Raw genomic sequence first — 20,710 nt, 5'->3', positions numbered from 1 at the left:
TGAGGTGGTGTCAGGGTTTCCAGCGTTTTTTGGTTTGTTCGTAACGGCGCTGCGGAAAGAACCCGTACAACATGGTGTCATCGGCATAAATGATACGATCTTTCCCAAACACCGTGTAGCGGCGCGCATGGGCCTTATGTGATCCATAGCCGACCGCATTGCGTTGATACTGGACCTTGAGGTCCACGCGGTTCACCTCGCCCTCGAAATATTCGCCGCCCATGACCCGTTTTTTGCGGCCGACGCCGAACAGGTTGTCGACATCGATCAGGATCACTCGTTTCGGATCATTGTTGACCGTACACAACAGCCGGTCGGCTGATGGAAATCCGGTTAGCTTGTAGGTTACGGTGCCGCCTGAGCCGCGTTTGGTCAGTTTGCCCCGGCCATTTTCCTCGCGACAGTCGATGGACCACGGGAACCGGCGGAATTGCAGATTGAAGACCCAGCTTTCGGGGGGATAGTTGGCCTGCGGCGTTGCCGCGCGGATGTTTTGTGCCTTGGCCGCTGACGGGGCCAACATGTGCAGGCTAAGGGCCAGAACCCCGAGGCCAAGTGATACCCGTTTCATTTCCACCCCCTTGAACAGACACGAGGCGCCCCGCAATGGGACGCCTCTTAACTTTTTACAAATTCGAAACGGCTCAGAGTAGCGCCTTGGCCTTGGCCACCACGTTGTCTGCGGTGATACCGAACTTTTCGAACAATTCACCTGCGGGCGCCGAGGCGCCGAAGCGGTCCATGCCGACAAAGTCGGATTTCCCCGCACGGGCACGTTCGCCCAGCAGCCACTGATCCCAGCCCTGGCGCACGGCGGCCTCGATGCCGATCCGCACGATGTTGCCGGCGGGCAGAACCTTGCGGCGATAGGCTTCGTCCTGCGCTGCGAACAGTTCCATGCAGGGCATGGATACCACGCGGGTGCCGATGCCTTCGGCTTCAAGCTTGGCCTTGGCTTCCATCGCCACCGAAACTTCGGAGCCGGTTGCCATCAGGATCACCTGACGTTTGCCCTCTGCCTCGGCCAGAACATAGGCACCCTGCGCGGTGAGGTTCTTCAGCTTGTGCTCGGTGCGCACGGTCGGCAGGTTCTGCCGGGTCAGCGCCATGACGGTCGGCGTTTCCTTGGACGACAGCGCCAGTTCCCAGGCCTCGGCTGCTTCCACGGCATCGGCAGGGCGGAACACATGGGTGTTCGGGGTCGCGCGGCAGATGGCCAGATGTTCCACCGGCTGGTGGGTCGGGCCGTCTTCGCCAACGCCGATCGAGTCATGGGTCATGACAAAGACCGACGGCACCTTCATCAGAGCCGCCAGACGCATCGCGGGGCGCGCATAGTCGGTAAAGCAGAAGAACGTGCCCGAATAGGGGCGGATGCCACCATGCAGCGCCATGCCGTTCATTGCAGCCGCCATGCCATGCTCGCGGATACCCCAATAGATATAGCGCCCCTTGCGATTATCGGTGTCAAACACGCCCAAATCGCCGGTCTTGGTGTTGTTCGATCCGGTCAGGTCGGCCGAGCCGCCCACGGTTTCGGGCATGATCGGGTTGATAACCTCAAGCGCCATTTCCGACGCTTTACGGGTTGCGACGGTGGGCTTCTCATCCGAAACCTGCTTTTTCAGTGCCTTGACGACTGCAGACAGGCGGTTGGGCACGTCCAGCGCATAGGCGCGGTTGAAACGGTTTTGTTTCTGCTGCGAGGCTTCGGCAAAGCGCGCTTCCCACGCTTCACGCGCGGCGGCGCCACGGCTGCCGATGGCTTCCCACTGGGCCTTGATGTCTGCGGGCACCTCGAAGGGGCCACTGGTCCAGCCATAAACCTCTTTCGCGGCAGCCAGCTGATCGGCATCGGTCAGCGCACCGTGGCCTTTCGATGTGTCCTGTGCGGCGTGCCCCAGCGCGATATGCGTCTTGCAGGCGATCATAGAAGGCTTCTTGGTTTTCTTGGCGGCCTCAATCGCGGCGTCGATGGCCTCGGGGTCGTGGCCATCAATTTCCTGCACATGCCAGCCCGAGGCGCGGAAACGCTGCACCTGGTTGGTGCGGTCCGACAATTCGACCGTGCCGTCGATGGTGATGTTGTTGTTGTCCCAAAGCACGATCAGGTGGCCCAGACTGTGACGCCCGGCCAGACCGATGGCTTCCTGGCTGATGCCTTCCATCAGGCAGCCGTCACCGGCGACGACATAGGTGTAGTGATCGACCAGCTTGCGGCCATACTGGGCGCGCTGGATTTCCTCGGCCATGGCAAAACCCACGGCATTGGCGATGCCCTGACCCAGAGGGCCGGTGGTGGTTTCGACGGCGTCAATCAGGAAATTCTCGGGGTGGCCCGCGGTCAGGGCACCCATCTGGCGGAAGTTCTTGACCTGCTCGAGCGTCACCTGCGCGTCGCCCATGAGGTAAAGCAGCGAATAGATCAGCATCGACCCGTGTCCCGCCGACAGGATGAACCGGTCGCGGTCCGGCCATTTCGGATTGGCCACGTCGAATTTCATGTGCTTCTCGAACAGCACGGTAGCCACGTCGGCCATGCCCATCGGCATGCCGGAATGCCCGGAATTGGCGGCGGCGACCGCATCCAGCGTCAGGGCCCGGATGGCGGCGGCTTTCATCCAGTGTTCGGGGTTCTTTTCACGAAGGGCAGCGATATCCACGGGGCAAGGTTCCTTTGACAAGTCGCTTTTCAGGTTGGGCGCTGCATAACAGGCTTGCGGCGAATATCAAGCAGGGTTGCACGTCAGAACGGGGAGGGGGGCGCATTTTGCCGTGCCTTTGGCTAAAATTGGCCTGTACCCGCGTCTTGTCGATTCGTGCTTTGTGTTTGTGTCTTTCGCGTTCCGGTGGCAGATTGGAGCCAAATCTGACGAACGGGTAAAAGAACGGGCAGGGGGCATGCCCCGGACCCGCAACCAAAGGATGAGGCTGATGAGTGAAATAAGCGATCTCGAAAGCAGGATCAGCGCGGCAATGGACCGGATCGGTCGCAGCCTCGAGGGGCTGTCGGGTGGCGCGGGCGCTGCGGAAGAGACCGAGGCGCTGCGACAGCAACTCGAAGATGAAAAAACCGCGCTGGCCCAGCTCGAAACCCGCAACACGGCGCTTGCCGCGCGGCAGGAAGAGTTGGAGGCCGAGGTCACGTCGCTGCGGGCCGAGGCCGAAGCCTCGCGCAGCTATGTCGATGCCGGTCAGGCCGAACTGGAAAAAGCGCAGCAAGAGGCCGAAGAGGCCAAGGCGCAGGCCACCGCCGCCCAGTCCGAGATCGAATCCCTGCGGGCCGATCTGGAACAGGCGCAGGCCGATGCCGCCGAAAAGGCCGCGCAGGTCGAGGCCGAGTCCGAAGCTGCGGCGACCGCCGCGACGCTGGCACCCATCGACCTTGATGAAAACCGGGATGCAATCACCCAGCTGTCCAAACGCCTTCGCCGCCTGCGGATCACCAGCCGCCAGCTGCGCGAAGCCAACAACCTGTTGCGCGAAGCAGCGGAAAAGAATCTGCCCGATCATACACTTGTCAACAAGGCCCTGCAGGCCGAGCTGAACAATCTCAAGGCCGAACGCGACGTGGAACGCGCCGAGATGGATGTGATTGTCGGATCGCTCGGCCCGATGCTCGAACAGGACGCCCCGGAAGGAGAAGCCAAGGATGCCTGAAGTGGAAATTCAAATCGGGGGTCGCGTGTTCGAAGTGGCCTGTCAGGACGGTGAACAGCATTTCCTGCAATCCGCCGCCAAGATGCTGGACAATGAGGCACAGGTTCTGACCACGCAAATCGGGCGTATCCCCGAAGCGCGCATGTTGCTGATGGCAGGTCTGATGCTGGCCGACAAGACCGCCGGGCTGGAGGATCGTCTGCGCGCGATGGAAACCGAACTGTCGACCAAAACCGAAGAGCTTGAGGCGCTCAAGGCCCAGCCCGCGCCCGAGCCGGAAAAAGTCGAGGTGGCGGTGATCCCGCGCGAAGTGAATGACACGCTCGCGGAACTGGCCGCACGGGCCGAGGCGCTGGCGGACTCGGTTGAAGAAAAGGTCGCGGGCTGATCCGCGCGCCCATGCGATGAAATGAAAAAGCGTGCCGGACAATGTCGGCACGCTTTTTCTTTGCCTACCGGCCCAGCAGCTTTTGCATCAGGGATTTTTTCGGGCGCTGCGCCAGGGTCAGCCGCCCATGCACGCAGTCCTCCAGAACAGCATCCAGCCCGCTGGTCAGCCCGGTCAGGATGGGGCGCACCGTGTCGCTATCGGGATCCGTTTCAGGCTCGGCACCGATATCAATGCGACGGGTGCATCCCCGCAACTTGTCAGCGGCAGGGTTCCGCCCACCCCCGGCATCAATTTGTGACGCGATATCAGAGGCTTCCATGGCGATGCTGTCGTGGTTCTCTATGCGAAGCAACAGATGCGCGGGGGCCGTGACCCGAAGCACCGGCATCTCCGCGCCGGTCTCGAGCTTTTCAACCGTGCAGCCCAGATTTTCAGTCAGCCGTTTCTGCAACAGATCGACAGATACAATGCGAGACCCGGGCGCATACCAGAGTCTCGCGATCAGCCTGGCCATCCCGGATCAGGCGTTTGCTTCGCGGATGCGATTGGCGGCGTCCTTGTCATAGGCCACGCCATTGTCGTCGAACATGGTGTCCAATTCGCCCGAGAGGGTCATCTCGGTGATGATATCGCAGCCGCCGACAAATTCGCCCTTGATATAAAGCTGGGGGATGGTGGGCCAGTCGGAATAGTCCTTGATACCCTGCCGGATCGCATCATCGGCCAAGACGTTCACGTCAGTATACTCGATCCCCATATAGTTCAGCACCCCGGCCACGCGGCTGGAGAACCCGCATTGCGGCATTTCCTTGGTGCCCTTCATGAACAGCACCACGTCATGGGCTTTCACGGTTTCGTCGATTTGCGTTTGTGCGTCACTCATTTGCGCGTTTCCTTATGAGTTGGTGCCGCCGATGCGGCGCGATCAGACTGTGACATAGACCCCGGACCGCCCGGCGACAACCGGCAATCCCTGTGATGTCCTATTCGGGGGCCTTGGTGGTCAGCGCCAGCGCATGCAGGCGGCCACTGTCGATTTCCGCCTTCAGCACGGCGTTCACGGCACGTTGCTGCTGGATGCGGCTCTTGCCGCGAAAGCTCTCGTCGATGACCTCGGCCGAAAAATGTTGGCCGTCATCGCCCATCACCGTGATCTTGGCGTCGGGAAATCCGGCGCGGATCATGGCCTCGATATCAGAAGCAAGAAGCATTGCAGTCTCCGTGTTGGTGTCTGTGTGAAACTTAGGGCTGCACCAAGGGCTGTGCAAGCAGATCGCGCGGTTTCCCGGGCCCAAAATCCGCAAAAGGCAGGCGCGTCGCACCTGCCTTCATCTTGCCCGAAATACTCCGGGGGGTTGGGGGCTGGCCCCCAATCACACCTTAGGCAATCGCTTCGGCAAAACTGGCGCGGAACTGGGCGGCCAGCTCTTCCAGAGGGGCCGAGCTGTTGCCCATCCAGACCGTGTCGCCCGTGAACTTGCCCACGGTGGCGATCGGCACACCGGCCTGACCTGCGTTGATCATCAGCGCTTCGGCCTGATCAAAGTTGCAGGCAATCAGGTAACGCCCCTGATCTTCGCCAAACAGAAACGCCGTGTCGTCGCTGTCCAGAACCACGCCCACACCGGCAGCCTCGGCCATTTCGAACGCGGCCAGCGCAAGCCCGCCGTCGCCCAGATCGGTGCAGGCCTTGATCCAATCGCGGTTGGCGCGGATAAAATCCCCGTTGCGCTTTTCGACGTCCAGATCGACATGCGGTGCGTCGCCTTCTTCGCGGTTGAACACCTCGGCCAGCAGGGCCGACTGGCCCAGATGTCCGGTGGTGTCCCCTACGAGAAGCGCCACATGGCCCTCGCGGGCGATATCATTGATCGGCTCTTCATCCGCCGCGATCAGTCCGACGGCCCCGATGGTCGGGGTGGGCAGGATCGCGCTGCCGTCGGTCTCGTTATAAAGTGACACGTTGCCCGACACGATGGGCATGTCCAGCGCGGCAACCGCCTCGCCGATGCCTTTGATCGCGCCAACGAACTGGCCCATGATCTCGGGCTTTTCAGGGTTGCCGAAGTTCAGGTTGTCGGTCGAGGCCAGCGGTTTTGCACCCACGGCGGTGAGGTTGCGGTACGCCTCGGCCACGGCCTGTTTGCCGCCCTCGAACGGGTTGGCCTTGACATAGCGCGGGGTTACGTCGCTGGTGAAGGCCAGCTTCTTGTCGGTGCCATGCACGCGGATGATGCCTGCGCCCTGGCCGGGCAAGCGGGCGCTGTCGGCCATGACCATGGTGTCATATTGTTCATAGACCCATTGTTTGCCGGCATAGTTCGGCGACGAAATCAGGCCTTTCAGACCATCAATCGGGTCGATCTGCGGCACGTCGGCCAGGTCTTCGGCGGCGGGGGTGGCCACCCAAGGGCGGTCATATTCCGGCGCGCGACCCGACAGGGGCGACAGCGGCAGGTCGGCTTTGACCTCGCCGTTGTGCATGATCAGGAAGCGGTCTTCGGCGATGGTTTCGCCCACGATGGCAAAGTCCAGATCCCACTTTTCGAAAACGGCGCGGGCTTCGGCCTCAAGCTCGGGCTTGAGGACCATCAGCATACGCTCCTGGCTTTCCGACAACATCATCTCGTAAGCGGTCATGTTGTCTTCGCGCTGCGGCACGTCTTCAAGGTTCAGCTTGACGCCCAGCTTGCCCTTGTCGCCCATTTCCACGGCGGAACAGGTCAACCCTGCGGCGCCCATATCCTGGATCGAGATTACAGCGCCGGTCTGCATCAGTTCCAGCGTGGCTTCCATCAGGCGTTTTTCGGTGAAGGGGTCGCCGACCTGCACGGTGGGGCGTTTTTCTTCGATTGTGTCGTCGAATTCTGCCGAGGCCATGGTCGCGCCGCCGACACCGTCGCGGCCGGTTTTGGCGCCCAGATACACCACCGGCATGCCAATGCCCGAGGCCGCCGAGTAAAAGATGCTGTCGGTCTTGGCCAAACCGGCGGCAAAGGCGTTCACAAGGCAGTTGCCGTTATAGGCGGGGTGGAACCGCACCTCGCCGCCCACGGTGGGCACGCCGAAACAGTTGCCATAGCCGCCGACGCCTTCGACCACGCCGTTAACCAGCTGGCGCGTCTTGTGATGCGAGGTTTCACCAAAAGAGAGCGAGTTCATCGCCGCCACGGGACGCGCCCCCATGGTGAAAACGTCGCGCAGAATGCCGCCCACGCCGGTCGCCGCACCCTGATAGGGTTCGATATACGAGGGGTGGTTGTGGCTCTCCATTTTGAAGACCACGGCGTCGCCGTCGCCAATATCCACGATGCCGGCGTTTTCACCGGGGCCACAGATGACCTGCGGGCCGTCGGTGGGCAGGGTGCGCAGCCATTTCTTGGAGGATTTGTAGGAACAGTGCTCGTTCCACATGGCCGAGAAAATACCCAGCTCGGTAAAGGTGGGTTCGCGGCCGATGATCTCGAGGATCAGCTCATATTCGTCGGGCTTCAATCCGTGCGCTTCGATGAGATCGGTGGTGATGGCCGGTTCCATATTGGTCATGAGATTCCCCAAGGCTGCTTTGGGGCGCTTTTAGGCCAGACAGACCATAAGGAAAAGAGCAAACGGGTCGCAGGCGGTCAGAACCGCTGACCGACATAGATATAGACCAGCTCTTCGTCCTCGTCATTCAGCGAGACATCCACCGAGAAATCGGTTTCGAATTTCTTGGTCAGTTGGAACCGCAGTCCGACACCGCCCGCCTTGTGCACGCCGCCGACGTCCATCGCCCCGAAATCGGGGCCGGTCATGCCTGCGCCTGCAAAGACCACCGCGCCGAAGCGGGCGCCGAACCTTTGGCGCAACTCGACCTGTAACGAGGCGCTGCGCAGGTCGTAATACTGGGTAGACGGAAAGCCGCGCATCGCGTCTATTCCGCCAAGGGCGCATTTGTCAAAGAACGGCGCTTCGTCGGTCACACCACACAGCGCGGCCCGCCCCGCGATCACGGTTTTTTCGCCCAGTGAGTGATAAAGACTGAACGTGCTGTAGACGCGACGATAATCGCGGTCCAGACCGTCGAGCGCAGTGCCGGCCATGAGATTGGTGTCCCAGTAGAACCCGCTGCGCGGATAAAGCGAGTCATCGCGCGTGTCCCAGCGCCCGATCAGGCTGAGATTGCCAAGTGTCAGGACGGCATCCCCGGCAATCGTGGGGGGCAGGGCCGCGCCCGAGGCCAGGTTGATTGTTGTGTCCAGATAGCGCAGGCCAAGTCCGAAAGAGATATCGCTGTTAAACCCGTAAAGCAGCGACGCGTTGAACATCTCGCCCTGCTGGCGCAGGGGGATCGGCAGGCCAAGAACAAACAGGTCGTAAAAGGCTTCGGCCTCGGCCGCCGTGGCGCTGAGTTGCCAGCGGTTCTCGGCCCAGGCAAGGCTGGCGCCCAGACCATAACCCGTGGTGCCGTTGTCACTCTTTAACGCGCCAAGGCCGATATAAGAGGTTTTGCTTTTTGCGTCGCTCTGGAAAAGATAAGCGCCGCCAAGTGCAAGGCCGCTGCCGATCAGGGGGTTCTTGAACGGGATCGGTGCGACCATGAACGACCCCTGCCGGAAACCGAACTCTTCGTCTTCGTCTATCTTGTCGTGTAGCGTGGTGTGTGCAGAGTCGAGCGGATGTTCCGCCTGCGCGGGGGCGATCAGGGCCATGGCGCATGCCACACCCGCAAGAACAGCCTGCACTGCCGCGCCAGAGCGGATGCGAAGGGCAGGGGATAGCAAGACTTTTGTCATAAACGAAAACATGCCCGCGATGTCACGCGGGCATGTGGTTCTTGTCAAGCAGGTGTGACGCCGCAACAGCTTAGTCGCCGGGTTTTGAGCCCCCCCCACCTTCGGCAGGCTGGTCGGGCTGCGCTTGTGCAGCGGCGGCCCCTGCGGCGGCGATCTGGGCCTTTTCTTCCTCGCTCAGATCGTCGTGATGTTCGAGGCCGGGAATGGCTACGCGCACCTCGCGACGCGCAAAGTCGATTCCGGCCTCGGCAAAGGCGGCCTTGACCTTGTTGTAGATCTCTTTGCGGATCATGAACTGTTTGCCCGGCTTGGCCATGAACTTGCCACGGATCACCATGCCCACATCGTCGATGTCAAAGACGCCCTGCGATTTGAACGGTTGCAGGAAGTCATCCTTGAACAGCGGATCTTCCATCATCTCCTGGCCGATCTTTTTGAAGATCTTCTTGACCTTGTTGGGATCGGTGTCAAACGGCACGGTAAACTTGAGTTTCATGATCACCCAGTCGCGGCTATAGTTGGTCAGCTGCGGGATTTCGCCATAGGGGATGGTGTGCACCGGTCCCCTGTGGTGGCGCAGTTGCATCGAGCGGATCGAGATTTTCTCGACCGCGCCCATGGTGCCCGCGATCTCGACATATTCGCCAACCCGGAACGCATCATCGACAAGGAAGAACACGCCCGACACGATGTCGGTGACCAGTTTCTGCGCCCCGAAACCGATGGCCAGACCGATCACACCGGCCCCGGCCAGAAGCGGGGTGATGTCGATACCAAGGTTCCCGATCGCCAGAAGGCCGAACACAACGATGATCGTGGCCCGTGCCGACAACAGCATCAGGGGCAGCACGGTCGACAGGCGCGACCCGCTGGCCCCGCCCATCTCGGCATCGGCTTCTTCCTCGGTCATGCCAAGCGCCGTGATCTCGGCCGCAAGACGGCGGTTGATCCAAAGCGAGACCGCCTCGTAAACGACGTACCCGACCACACAGGTCATGGCAAAACTGAACAGGTTGTCGGCGATGCCGGCCTTGTTCTGGAATAACTCAAGATAGTTGGTGTCCCATGCATGGGCAATCAACATCAGGATGATGCCCGCCGCCAGAACCCGACCGATCCGAACGAAACTGCGCTTTGTCGATTTGTACGCGGCTTCGGCCACCGGACCCTCGCCCTTCATCGGCGGGACGACATGGCGGACAATGCCGCGAATGGCTGTGTCGATGATCGGAGCCGCCAGCAACAGCCCCATCGTGTAGTAGTGCGCGCCGTGCAAAAGCGCATCGACCTTGCCAAGACCCACCAGAATGGTCACCAGAATCCAGGTGGCCACGGCAATCCCGACGGCGAAATAGGGGTAGCCCTGCGCGACACGTTCATCAAAACGGGTCCGATCCGGATCCGCCCCGAGCATCATGGACTGAAGCCCTTCGCGTGCGGTAAGGGCAATGATCGCAATATAAATGTAAACCATGCTGTCGAGCATGTAACCAAGCCGCGTCGCCCCCGGAGGCACGCCCATGGCCGCGTTGAAGCCGACAATGTACATTGTGAAACCGGCCAGAACAACCAGCCCGATGATATTGCGGTGCAGGAACTTGGCCCAATGGTCGTCGATCGAAACTAGACGCAGGTCAGAGCGTTGCGGGGCCAGAAGGAACCGCGACAGCGCGGCGGCAAGACGCGGCATCCAGATCAGATAGGTGACAAACGGAGCTGCGAACCCAAGCATGGCCGGTGTCAGAATAAGCCGACCGACGATCCGCAGAGTTATGTAGAAAACGATCAGACCGAAGATTTCCCGCAAGAAACGGCGCATCAGGAAGCCGAGCGCGTCACGCAGAGACTGTTCACCAGCCGTGTCAACGGTTTGACGAACCCGTCGCGAGAGATACGCACGAACCGCAAGTTCCACGGCAAACCCGATGGCCAGAACCAGCGAAATCAGCCCGAGAAGGACCATGAGCCCCCCAAGACCATCCGTATGTCCGAGCAGATTTGTAAACGCGAGCTTTTCCATCTGCCACAGATGAGGCAGCTTCGCGATTGCCTGCAGCGGAGGGGTGATAAATGCCGTCCACAGCGTGGAAAGTCGCTGTGCGACCGAAACGTTTTGTTTTGTTTCGGGCTTGGCCGCCACCGCATCAAGACGGTCGAGAAGCACAGCGCGGACCTGGTCGTCCGACATGCGCGCCACCATTGCCTCGATGGCTTCTGGGGTCATTTCCTCGGCGTTGATTTCGGGCGTTGCCGGGGCAACGTCCTGTGCCGCCGCGGGCAGGGCCAGCACGAGCCCGATCCACAGGGCAGCAACGGCCTGTTTCAGTATGTGTGACATGAATTCCTCGGATCACTGAATCGTTATCGCGTCACCTTACCACCCAACCGGCAAAGATCATGCCATTTTGTGCCAAAGACTCAGGATATTAGGGTGTAAAGCGCATCCAAAAGTATGTGGGATCCCGCAATGCGCCCCCCAAGAGCGGATCGAAAGGCCAAAAAAAAGGCCGAGCAATAAGCTCGGCCGAAGTCCAACAGGGAGGTGAAGGTGATGCGCATCTAGGCAATCATCGCCTTCGAGGGATGAAATAGGCATCAGTTTTGAATCGATCAAGGGAAAGAATGCCGCACCTGCAGCATGCCCGCTATGCGCTCAGTGCATAACTCAGAGATTACCCTGTTCTCTCAACTGCTTGCGATGTGAAATGATCTCTTCCTGCACAAAGTCCCGGAATGCCCCGATCCGCTTGGATTGACGTAATTCTTCGGGATAGGCGAGAAACACAGGCACTTCGCCCGAATCCACCTCGGGCAGGACGCGCACGAGGTTGGGGAAATCCTGTACCACGTAGTCAGGCAACACACCGATGCCGAGATCGTGCAAAACCGCCTGCAACACTCCGAAATAGTTGTTCACATAGAGAACCGACGGGATGTCGTTGCTCAGAAGCGCCTGCACAAGGCTGGTGCCGGCCCCCACCTGCGCCGAACTGATATTCTGGCAGATCAGGCGGTGATCGCTGAGATCCTCCATCCGTTCGGGCGTGCCCCTTTTGGCGAGGTATTCCGGCGTTGCATAAAGACGCATGTGCACGCTCATAAGGCGCTTGCGGATCAGGTCGGCCTGCGACGGCTCTTTCATGCGGATTGCGACATCGGCCTCGCGCATGGGCAGGTCCAGCACCTTTTCCTCGAGCATCAGGTCAATGTTGAGGTCGGGATATTTTTCATAAAGCTTGGGAAGGCGGGGGGCGAGCCAGAGCGTGCCGAACCCTATGGTCGTCGTCACGCGCAATTCTCCAAACACTTCTTCCTCGGAATCGCGGATGCGCGCGGCGGCGGCGTCCAGGCGTTTCGTCATCGACCGGGTGGCATCAAACAACAACTCGCCCTGTTCGGTGAGAATCAGTCCGCGCGCATGGCGATGGAACAGGGTGGTATTGAGGCTTTCCTCAAGCGCGCGAATCTGGCGCGAGACAGCCGATTGCGACAAATGCAGCGTATCGCCCGCATGAGTAAGGCTGCCTGCGTCCGCGACCGCGTGAAAGATTCTGAGCTTGTCCCAATCCATATCCGCAACTTTCGTTTTCTTAACTTTTATCTATGCGAAACCATTGCAAAACGAAACCGTCTCATGGGCGACAGGATGCTGATTGTCGTAAATTTTTCTTGATAGGTCATAATTAATGACCTAGTTTTGACTTATATTTAATCCAAGAGAAAATCTGCGATGGGAGGCGTGCGATGAGTATCCAGAAGGTATCACTGAACGATCGGTTCGATCTGGAAAAGGATCAGGTCCTGTTGAACGGGACCCAGGCGCTGGTGCGTCTGATGCTCATGCAAAAGGCGCGGGACGCCAAGGCGGGTCTGAACACCGCAGGCTATGTCACCGGCTATCGCGGCTCACCCCTTGGCGCGGTCGACAGCCAGATGATGCGCGCCGAAAAGGAGCTCAAGGCGGCGGACGTCCTGTTCCAGTCGGGTTTGAACGAAGACCTCGCGGCGACTGCGCTCTGGGGCGCGCAGCAGGCCGAGTTGCGCGGCGAAGGCAAGTTCGACGGGGTATTCGGGCTGTGGTACGGCAAGGGGCCGGGTGTGGACCGCACCGGCGACGTGATGCGCCATGCCAACATGGCGGGCACCTCGCAACACGGCGGTGTTCTCATGGCGATGGGCGATGACCACACGGGCGAAAGCTCGACCGTGTTGCACCAATCGGAATGGGCGCTGGTTGATGCCTATATGCCCATCGTGTCGCCCGCCGGTGTGCAGGAAATCATGGATTACGGCCTTTACGGCATTGCGCTGTCGCGCTTTGCGGGGGTTTGGGTCGGCCTTAAGACCATGAAGGACACGATCGAGGCCACCTCGGTCGTAAACGGCAATCCGCACCGTCTGTCTTTTGTCACGCCGGAGTTCGAGATGCCCGAGGGCGGGCTGAACATCCGTCTTGGCGACACGCCGCACGCCCAAGAGGCGCGCATGATCGACTATAAACGTTTTGCCGCCGAGGCGTTTTCGCACGCGAACAAGATGGACAAGCGCATGTGGGGCAAGCCCGGCGCGAAAATCGGGTTCGTGGCTGCGGGCAAGAACTGGCTGGATCTGGTGCATGCGCTGGACCTGCTGGGCATTGACGAGGCCGAGGCCGAGCGCCTGGGCATCACCACCTATAAGGTGGGCCAGACCTTCCCGCTGGACATGAAAGGGTTCCATGACTGGGCCGAAGGTCTGGACCTGATCGTGGTCGTGGAAGAAAAGCGCAAGCTGATCGAGGTGCAGGTCAAGGAAGCCATCTTTGATGACCGCCGGGGCCGCCGCGTCTATGGCTGGCACAAGGGCGGTGGCGCCGGGTCGATGCATGGCGAAGAGCTGTTCCAGACCAAGGCGGCGCTGGACCCGATCCTGATTGCCCAGAAACTTGGGGAAATCCTGATCGAGGAAGGGCGCGGGACAGACCGGATCAAGGCCGGTCTGGAAAAGCTGATCGAAGCCAAGCGCGCCGACAACGCCGAAGACATTGCCGCGCGCACGCCGTGGTTCTGCTCGGGCTGTCCGCACAATTCATCGACCAAGCTGCCCGAAGGCAGCCGCGCTTATGCGGGGATCGGCTGTCACTACATGGTACAGTGGATGGACCGCGAAACCACCGGCTTTACCCATATGGGCGGCGAGGGTGCGAACTGGATCGGCGAGGCGCCGTTCTCGACCCGCGACCACGTGTTCCAGAACCTCGGGGATGGCACCTATAACCACTCTGGCGTTCAGGCGATCCGTGCCGCGCTCGCGGCGGGGACAAACATCACCTACAAGATCCTGTTCAACGACGCGGTCGCCATGACCGGCGGTCAGTCCAATGACGGCGATCTGTCCCCGCAACGCATCGCCGCCGAGGTGCAGGCGATGGGCGTGGAAAACCTGGCCGTGGTCTATGACGAAAAGGAAGATCTGGACAAATCGGCCTTCCCGTCGGGGATCACCTTTCATGAACGTGCGAACCTGATGTCTGTTCAGGAAGAGTTTAGCAAAATCAAGGGTGTGTCGGTCATTGTTTATGTCCAGACCTGCGCGTCCGAGAAGCGCCGTCGCCGCAAGCGCGGCCAGTTCCCTGATCCGGACCGCCGTGTCTTTATCAATACCGATGTCTGCGAGGGCTGCGGCGATTGCGGGGTGCAGTCGAACTGTATCTCGATCGAACCGGTCGAAACCGAACTGGGCCGCAAGCGCAAGATCAACCAGTCCTCGTGCAACAAGGATTTCAGCTGTTTGAACGGGTTCTGCCCGTCCTTCGTCACCGTTGAGGGCGCCACGATCCGCAAAGAGGCGACCGCCGCGCTGGACCTGCCGGACATGCCCGAACCCGAGATTGCCCCGATTGATGGCACCCACAACGTGGTCATCACCGGCGTCGGCGGCACCGGCGTTGTGACCATCGGCGCGGTGCTGGCGCAGGCTGCGCAGATCGATGGCAAGGCGGCCGGGATGATGGAAATGGCCGGACTGGCCCAGAAGGGTGGCGCGGTGCATATCCACTGCCGTCTGGCTGAAACCCCCGAGGATATCAGCGCGATCCGTGTCGCCACCGGCGAATGCGATGCCCTGATCGGCGGAGATCTTGTGGTCAGCGCGGGGTCCAAGACCCTTGGCCTGACCAGCACCGGACGGACCGGCGCGGTGGTCAACAGTCACGAAATCATCACCGGAGACTTTACCCACAATTCGGAATTCCGTTTGCCCACCAACCGGTTGGAGGTCGCTTTGCAAGCGCGCATCCGGGATCGTCTGGCGCTGTTCGATGCTTCGGAACTGGCCCGTGTGGTGTTGGGGGATTCGATTTTCTCGAACATGATGATTTTTGGGGCCGCATGGCAGCAGGGCCTGATCCCGGTCAGCCTCGAGGCAATCCGGCAGGCGATCGAGGTCAACGGCGCCGCTGTTGAACGCAACCTGCGCGCCTTCGAGATCGGTCGCTGGGCGATGCTGCACCCCGAGAAGGCCGCCGGCATGGTCGCGCCGAATGTCGTGGCCCTGCCCAAGTCTCTGGACGAGAAAATCACCTTCCGCGCGGAACACCTGACCAAGTATCAGGGCAAGGGTCTGGCGCGCAAATACCGCAAGCTTGTCGACAGTATCGGGGATACGCGCCTGAAAGAGGCGGTCGCGGTGGGGTATCACAAGCTGTTGGCCTATAAGGACGAATACGAGGTCGCCCGCCTGCATCTTGAGACCCGCGCCAAGGCGGCCGAGGTGTTCGACGGGGATTTCGACGTCAAATTCCACCTTGCCCCGCCGATGCTGTCCAAGATGGGGCCGAATGGCCGCCCTCAGAAAAAGGAATACGGGTCCGGCATGATCCGCTGGTTCGGCATTCTTGCGCGGCTCAAAGGGCTGCGGGGCACACCGCTGGATGTGTTCGGTTATACCGAGGAACGCAAGATGGAACGCGCCCTGATCCGCCAGTACGAAAAGGACATGAAGCAGATCATTGCGGAGCACGGTAACAATGCCCCGGACGCCGCCGTGGCGCTGGCCGAGCTGCCCAAGCAGATCCGCGGCTTCGGCCCGGTCAAGGCCGAAAACGAGGCCAAGGCAGCCAAACGGCGCGAAGAGTTGCTGATCGCTCTGAAACAGGATCCGTCCCAGCAAAAAGCCGCCGAATGACACGACCCCCCGCGGCAAACCCTTGCCGCGGGGTCATCTGATTGTCGCATCCCTGTCATAGACTCTAGCCAGCAAGGATTTTCCTTTCTATTTAGCTGGCAAACCGGAGATCAGACACATGCCACGCCAGAACCACGTCGCACGTGAAATCAGTTATGCCCATTCTGCCGCCACAATGGGCGGTCGTGCTGTGATCCGCGTGATGGAAAACGCGACGGGCCGGATCGGTCTGATCAAGCGCGCCGAAGGCTATGAACACGAAGTGGCAGCGGGGCGTGATTTCTGGGCGGTGATGAAAGAACGCTATGGGCTCGAGCTCGAGGTGGTGGGCGGATCTCTGGACAATATCCCCAAGCACGGCCCGCTGATTGCGATTGCGAACCATCCCTACGGCATTCTGGACGGGTTGATGCTGGGTCATATCCTGTCGGAAACGCGCGGCGATTTCCGCATTCTGGCCAATCAGGTCTTCAACAAGGCCGAGGACATCAACCGGATCATCCTGCCGGTGTCGTTCGATACCACGAAAGAGGCGATCAAGCTGAACCTCAACACGCGCAAGGTGGCGCTGGATTACCTGAAACAGGGTGGGGCGATCGGGATTTTCCCGGGTGGCACGGTGTCGACGGCCGTGACGCCGTTCGGACAACCGCTTGATCCGGGCTGGCGTGGGTTTACCGCCCGCATGGTCGCGAAATCGGGGGCTGCGGTTGTGCCGATTTTCTTCGACGGCACCACCAGCCGCCTGTTCCAAATCGCAAGTCACCTGCACGTGACGCTGCGCATGGGGTTTCTGATCCGCGAGTTCAAGAAACGTGTGGATACGCCAGTGCGGGTGGTGATCGGCAAGCCGATTGATCCACAGGCCGTGCGCGCCCGCGCCTCTGATACAAAAGCACTCATGGACTTCCTGCGGGACGAAACGTATGCTCTGTCTCCAAGGCCGATCCCTGCCAACGGGTATGGCTTTGAATTCGAAGAAAAATACAGGGCGTAAGCCCCCCGGTTGGGGAACAACATGGCAGTAGGCATTTTCGACAGTGGGTTGGGCGGCTTGACCGTTCTGGATGCGGTCACCAAGCGGTTGCCCGAGGTGCCGTTTGTCTATTTCGGTGATAATCTGCACGCACCTTACGGGGTGCGCGACGCCGATGACGTCTACAACCTGACCACGGCTGCCGTGGAACGCATGTGGGATGCGGGCTGCGACCTGATTATTCTGGCCTGTAACACTGCCAGCGCGGCGGCGCTGCGCCGGATGCAGGAAAGCTGGATTCCAACTGACAAGCGGGTGCTGGGGGTGTTCGTGCCCCTGATCGAGGCCCTGACCGAACGCAGCTGGGGCGACAACTCGCCGCCGCGCGAAGTCGAAGTCAAACACGTGGCGCTGTTTGCTACGCCCGCAACGGTGGCAAGCCGCGCATTTCAGCGCGAACTGGCCTTTCGCGCCATCGGCGTGGATGTCGAGGCGCAGGCCTGTGGCGGTGTCGTGGATGCCATTGAAGACGGCGACATGATCCTGGCCGAGGCACTGGTGCGGTCGCATGTCGATGCGCTGAAGCGCAAGATGCCCGATCCGCAGGCGGCCATTCTGGGCTGCACGCATTACCCGTTGATGCATGACACGTTTCAGGATGCGCTTGGCGCGGATGTGAAGGTGTATTCGCAGGCCAATCTGGTGGCGGAATCGCTGGCTGATTACCTGACACGGCACCCAAATATGCTGGGCGCAGGCACCGAGTCGTTGTTCCTGACCACCGGGGATCCGGCGCGTGTCTCGAACCGTGCGACACAGTTCCTGCGACGAAAGATCACTTTCCAGAAGGCGTGACAAACGCGCCTCTCGCAATTCCTGCATTTACAACCTACATTTTGCCCCGAAAGAGGGGACCATACGCGCCATGCGTGTGACCAAGAAAGGAAGAGGTCCGAAATGACCCACAAGATCGCAATCCTTGGTGCCAGCGGCTATACCGGTGCCGAACTTGTCCGGCTGATCGCCACCCATCCCAATATGGAGATCGTCGCGCTGTCGGCGGATCGCAAGGCAGGCATGGAAATGGCGGCCGTGTTCCCGCATCTGCGTCATCTGGACCTGCCGACCCTCTGCACGATTGACGAGATCGACTTTGACGGTGTGGACCTGTGTTTCTGCGCCTTGCCGCATGCCACCAGCCAGAAGGTCATCAAGGCGTTGCCCGAAACGGTGAAGGTGGTGGACCTCTCGGCAGATTTCCGGCTGCGCGACCCCGAGGAATACGCCAAGTGGTATGGCGGCCAGCATGACGCGGTCGCGTTGCAGGAAGAGGCGGTCTATGGCCTGACCGAGTTTTACCGCGACGACATAAAATCCGCGCGTCTGGTGGCCGGCACGGGCTGTAACGCGGCGACGGGCCAGTTCATCCTGCGGCCGCTGATCGCGGCGGGGGTGATTGACCTGGATCATATCATTCTGGACCTGAAATGTGCTGTATCGGGCGCAGGCCGGTCTCTGAAGGAAAACCTGCTGCATGCCGAGCTGAGCGAAGGCTATAGCGCCTATGCCGTGGGCGGCACGCACCGGCATCTGGGCGAGTTCGACCAGGAGTTCAGCAAGATCGCGGGGCGCGAAGTAAAGATCCAGTTCACGCCGCATCTGCTGCCGGCAAACCGGGGCATTCTGGCCACGGCCTATGTGCATGGCACGGCGGAAGAGGTGCAAGCCACCTTCGAAGCGGCCTATGCGGATGAACCGTTTATCGAGGTCTTGCCCATGGGCGAAACCCCGAACGTGAAACATGTGCGGGCGTCGAACTTCTGCCATATCGGCGTGGTGGGCGACCGGATCGAGGGACGTACGATCGTGATTGCCGTGCTTGACAACCTGACCAAGGGATCGAGCGGGCAGGCTTTGCAGAATGCGAACCTCATGCTTGGTGAAGAGGAAACGGCGGGGCTGATGCTTGCGCCGGTCTTTCCGTAGGGAGGAACCATGAAGAACCTGAAGAAACAACGTCGCATCCAGGTGATCCTGCTGGCCTTCGCGGCCTTGATCATTTCCACCGTGCTGATTGGCTTTGCGTTCCAGGACGGAATCAACTTTTTCCGCTCGCCCAGCCAGGTCGCGGAAGAACCGCCCGCTGCGAACGAGGTGTTCCGCATCGGCGGCTTGGTCGAAGAGGGATCGCTTGTGCGCGGACAGGGCGAGACGGTGACCTTCAACGTGACCGATGGCGGGGCGTCGATTCCGGTGGCCTTTACCGGTGTGCTGCCGGACCTGTTCGAGGAAAACCAAGGCATGGTTGGCACCGGGCGCTACGTCAACGGTGTCTTTGAAGCCGATGAAATCCTTGCCAAACATGACGAAACCTACATGCCGAAAGAGGTCGTGGATGCCTTGAAGGAACAAGGCGTCTATCAGGAACCCGGAACCTGACGCATCCGTCCGGATTTTGACATCAGCGAAAGACCCGTGGCCCCAACGCCACGGGTTTTTTCATTGGGCGGCCACGGTCAGCGCACGGTCGGGTGAAGCCCGGTTAACACCTTGTTGAAATGCTGGGGGACACAGTTTCAAATGAGGTGAGGGCCATGGATGTAAGGCAGATCGCGCGAGAGATCATCGCGCGGGAAGGCGGGTTCGTGAATGACCCCGACGATCCGGGCGGTGCTACGAATTTTGGGGTGACCATCCACACGATGCGCCGCTTAGGGTTGGATCTGGATCACGACGGCGATGTGGATGCCGCCGATGTGGCGCGGCTGACCGCTGCGCAAGCGGAAGAGATTTTTCTGGATCATTATTTTCACGGGCCGGGGCTGGACCGTCTGCCACAGATGATCCAGCCGAGCCTGTTCGACATGTATGTAAACGCAGGCGCACATGCGGTCAGGATTTTGCAACGGCTTTTGAATGATATGGGCGCGCGGGTTGCGGTGGATGGGGTGATCGGACCGCGAACGGTCGAGGCCAGCTGGCGCATCGCGCAGGAAGCGCCCGATCATCTGGTCGATGCTTATGGGATCGCGCGGCGCAACTATTATTTCCGTCTGGCCGACCAACGCCCGGCGAGCCGCAAATACGCCCGCACGCGTGCAGGCGGCAAGGGCGGGTGGATCAAGCGCGCGGAAGAGTTCATTTCGCCGCGCTATCACCTGAGCGATGCGGATTTCCGCGAAAGGATTGCGGCATGGGGATGAACGGGGGCATGTTCGGGTCGTTGCTGGCGCTGATTTTCGGGGACGGGCGCAATGTGGTTAAAGACACGGTCGAGGTGTTTCGCGAGAATGCCGAGGCCGGGGCGGAACGTGGCGTTCAGGTGCAATTGGCGGCGATGGCCGCGCTGGCCGACGAATACCGCCAGACCGGGCGCGGGCGGTTTGACAGGGTCATGGATGCCATCAACCGCCTGCCGCGCCCGATGATGGCGCTTGGCTGTTTGGGGCTGGTGGTGTCGGCCATGATTGACCCAGTCTGGTTTGCCGAACGCATGGCAGGGATCGCGCTGGTGCCCGAGCCGCTTTGGTGGCTGTTGGGGGTGATCGTCAGTTTCTATTTCGGGGCGCGCCATCAGGCCAAGGGGCAGGCGTTCCAGAAGTCGATCGCCGAAACCCTGCGCAACGTGCCGATCGTGGTGGAAAATATACGCGAAATCAATACATTGTACGACGGTCTTGACGATAGGAATCCCGCATTGGAAGACTGGCGGCGCAGCCGGGCTTGACGCGGGCCGCGACATTG

The 20,710-nt window shown here is 60.6% G+C and carries 18 protein-coding genes; 9 read left to right on the top strand and 9 right to left on the bottom strand.

The window, feature by feature from the left end; translation table 11 throughout:
• Nucleotides 1-10: 10 nt before the first annotated feature.
• Together WNE31_RS07425 and tkt are read right to left on the bottom strand one after the other, a co-directional pair.
• Nucleotides 11-571, bottom strand: coding sequence for a hypothetical protein (locus tag WNE31_RS07425; protein ID WP_349979082.1), 561 nt, complete (start codon nucleotides 569-571; stop codon nucleotides 11-13).
• Nucleotides 572-644: 73 nt separating this feature from the next.
• Nucleotides 645-2,663, bottom strand: coding sequence for a transketolase (gene tkt, locus WNE31_RS07420; protein WP_349979081.1), 2,019 nt, complete (start codon nucleotides 2,661-2,663; stop codon nucleotides 645-647).
• A 271-nt stretch (nucleotides 2,664-2,934) separates the two neighbouring features.
• Between tkt and WNE31_RS07415 the strand changes: the two genes are divergently transcribed.
• A complete protein-coding gene (locus WNE31_RS07415; RefSeq protein WP_349979080.1) occupies nucleotides 2,935-3,660 on the top strand; it encodes a hypothetical protein in 726 nt (241 codons plus the stop codon).
• Nucleotides 3,653-4,048 carry a cell division protein ZapA gene (locus WNE31_RS07410; RefSeq protein ID WP_349979079.1) on the top strand — a complete coding sequence of 132 codons (396 nt, stop codon included), beginning with the start codon at nucleotides 3,653-3,655 and terminating at the stop codon, nucleotides 4,046-4,048. Before WNE31_RS07415 ends, WNE31_RS07410 begins: the two co-directional genes overlap by 8 nt.
• A 64-nt stretch (nucleotides 4,049-4,112) precedes the next feature.
• On the opposite strand, the gene WNE31_RS07405 is transcribed toward WNE31_RS07410, so the two are convergent.
• From WNE31_RS07405 to WNE31_RS07375, 7 genes are all read right to left on the bottom strand, one after another.
• Nucleotides 4,113-4,565 (bottom strand): hypothetical protein, encoded by a 453-nt coding sequence (locus WNE31_RS07405; protein ID WP_349979078.1) that lies wholly within the window; start codon nucleotides 4,563-4,565, stop codon nucleotides 4,113-4,115.
• Between the two features lie 6 nt (nucleotides 4,566-4,571).
• Nucleotides 4,572-4,934, bottom strand: a complete 363-nt coding sequence (gene grxD, locus WNE31_RS07400) for a Grx4 family monothiol glutaredoxin (RefSeq protein ID WP_349979077.1) — start codon at nucleotides 4,932-4,934, stop codon at nucleotides 4,572-4,574.
• 100 nt (nucleotides 4,935-5,034) lie between these two features.
• Nucleotides 5,035-5,262: a BolA family protein gene (locus tag WNE31_RS07395; protein ID WP_349979076.1), complete on the bottom strand. Its 228-nt coding sequence runs from the start codon at nucleotides 5,260-5,262 to the stop codon at nucleotides 5,035-5,037.
• 169 nt (nucleotides 5,263-5,431) lie between these two features.
• Nucleotides 5,432-7,588: a phosphoribosylformylglycinamidine synthase subunit PurL gene (purL, locus tag WNE31_RS07390; protein ID WP_349979191.1), complete on the bottom strand. Its 2,157-nt coding sequence runs from the start codon at nucleotides 7,586-7,588 to the stop codon at nucleotides 5,432-5,434.
• A gap of 86 nt (nucleotides 7,589-7,674) precedes the next feature.
• Nucleotides 7,675-8,742, bottom strand: coding sequence for a BamA/TamA family outer membrane protein (locus tag WNE31_RS07385; RefSeq protein ID WP_349979075.1), 1,068 nt, complete (start codon nucleotides 8,740-8,742; stop codon nucleotides 7,675-7,677).
• Nucleotides 8,743-8,896: 154 nt separating this feature from the next.
• Entirely contained in the window at nucleotides 8,897-11,164 is a 2,268-nt protein-coding gene (locus WNE31_RS07380; protein WP_349979074.1) for a mechanosensitive ion channel family protein, read from the bottom strand.
• 327 nt (nucleotides 11,165-11,491) lie between these two features.
• On the bottom strand, nucleotides 11,492-12,397 hold the full coding sequence (locus tag WNE31_RS07375; RefSeq protein ID WP_349979073.1) for a LysR family transcriptional regulator: 906 nt from the start codon (nucleotides 12,395-12,397) through the stop codon (nucleotides 11,492-11,494).
• A 173-nt stretch (nucleotides 12,398-12,570) separates the two neighbouring features.
• Between WNE31_RS07375 and WNE31_RS07370 the strand changes: the two genes are divergently transcribed.
• The 7 genes from WNE31_RS07370 to WNE31_RS07340 all read left to right on the top strand — a co-directional run bounded on the left by WNE31_RS07370 (nucleotide 12,571) and on the right by WNE31_RS07340 (nucleotide 20,693).
• Nucleotides 12,571-15,990: an indolepyruvate ferredoxin oxidoreductase family protein gene (locus tag WNE31_RS07370; protein ID WP_349979072.1), complete on the top strand. Its 3,420-nt coding sequence runs from the start codon at nucleotides 12,571-12,573 to the stop codon at nucleotides 15,988-15,990.
• 118 nt (nucleotides 15,991-16,108) lie between these two features.
• Nucleotides 16,109-16,987: a lysophospholipid acyltransferase family protein gene (locus tag WNE31_RS07365; protein ID WP_349979071.1), complete on the top strand. Its 879-nt coding sequence runs from the start codon at nucleotides 16,109-16,111 to the stop codon at nucleotides 16,985-16,987.
• 21 nt (nucleotides 16,988-17,008) lie between these two features.
• Complete coding sequence (locus tag WNE31_RS07360) at nucleotides 17,009-17,821, top strand: glutamate racemase (protein WP_349979070.1); 813 nt, start codon at nucleotides 17,009-17,011, stop codon at nucleotides 17,819-17,821.
• Nucleotides 17,822-17,923: 102 nt separating this feature from the next.
• Nucleotides 17,924-18,952 carry an N-acetyl-gamma-glutamyl-phosphate reductase gene (gene argC, locus WNE31_RS07355; protein WP_349979069.1) on the top strand — a complete coding sequence of 343 codons (1,029 nt, stop codon included), beginning with the start codon at nucleotides 17,924-17,926 and terminating at the stop codon, nucleotides 18,950-18,952.
• Nucleotides 18,953-18,961: 9 nt separating this feature from the next.
• Nucleotides 18,962-19,405: a cytochrome c maturation protein CcmE gene (ccmE, locus tag WNE31_RS07350; RefSeq protein ID WP_349979068.1), complete on the top strand. Its 444-nt coding sequence runs from the start codon at nucleotides 18,962-18,964 to the stop codon at nucleotides 19,403-19,405.
• 155 nt (nucleotides 19,406-19,560) lie between these two features.
• Entirely contained in the window at nucleotides 19,561-20,169 is a 609-nt protein-coding gene (locus WNE31_RS07345; protein ID WP_349979067.1) for a holin-associated N-acetylmuramidase, read from the top strand.
• Entirely contained in the window at nucleotides 20,160-20,693 is a 534-nt protein-coding gene (locus tag WNE31_RS07340; protein ID WP_349979066.1) for a holin family protein, read from the top strand. The genes WNE31_RS07345 and WNE31_RS07340 overlap by 10 nt, the downstream gene beginning before the upstream one ends.
• Nucleotides 20,694-20,710 lie beyond the last annotated feature (17 nt).

The organism is Shimia fortis, from assembly GCF_040225985.1.
Classification (GTDB): domain Bacteria; phylum Pseudomonadota; class Alphaproteobacteria; order Rhodobacterales; family Rhodobacteraceae; genus Shimia.
Note: the sequence above shows the minus strand (reverse complement) of the source record. Positions and strands in the feature narration are given on the sequence as shown.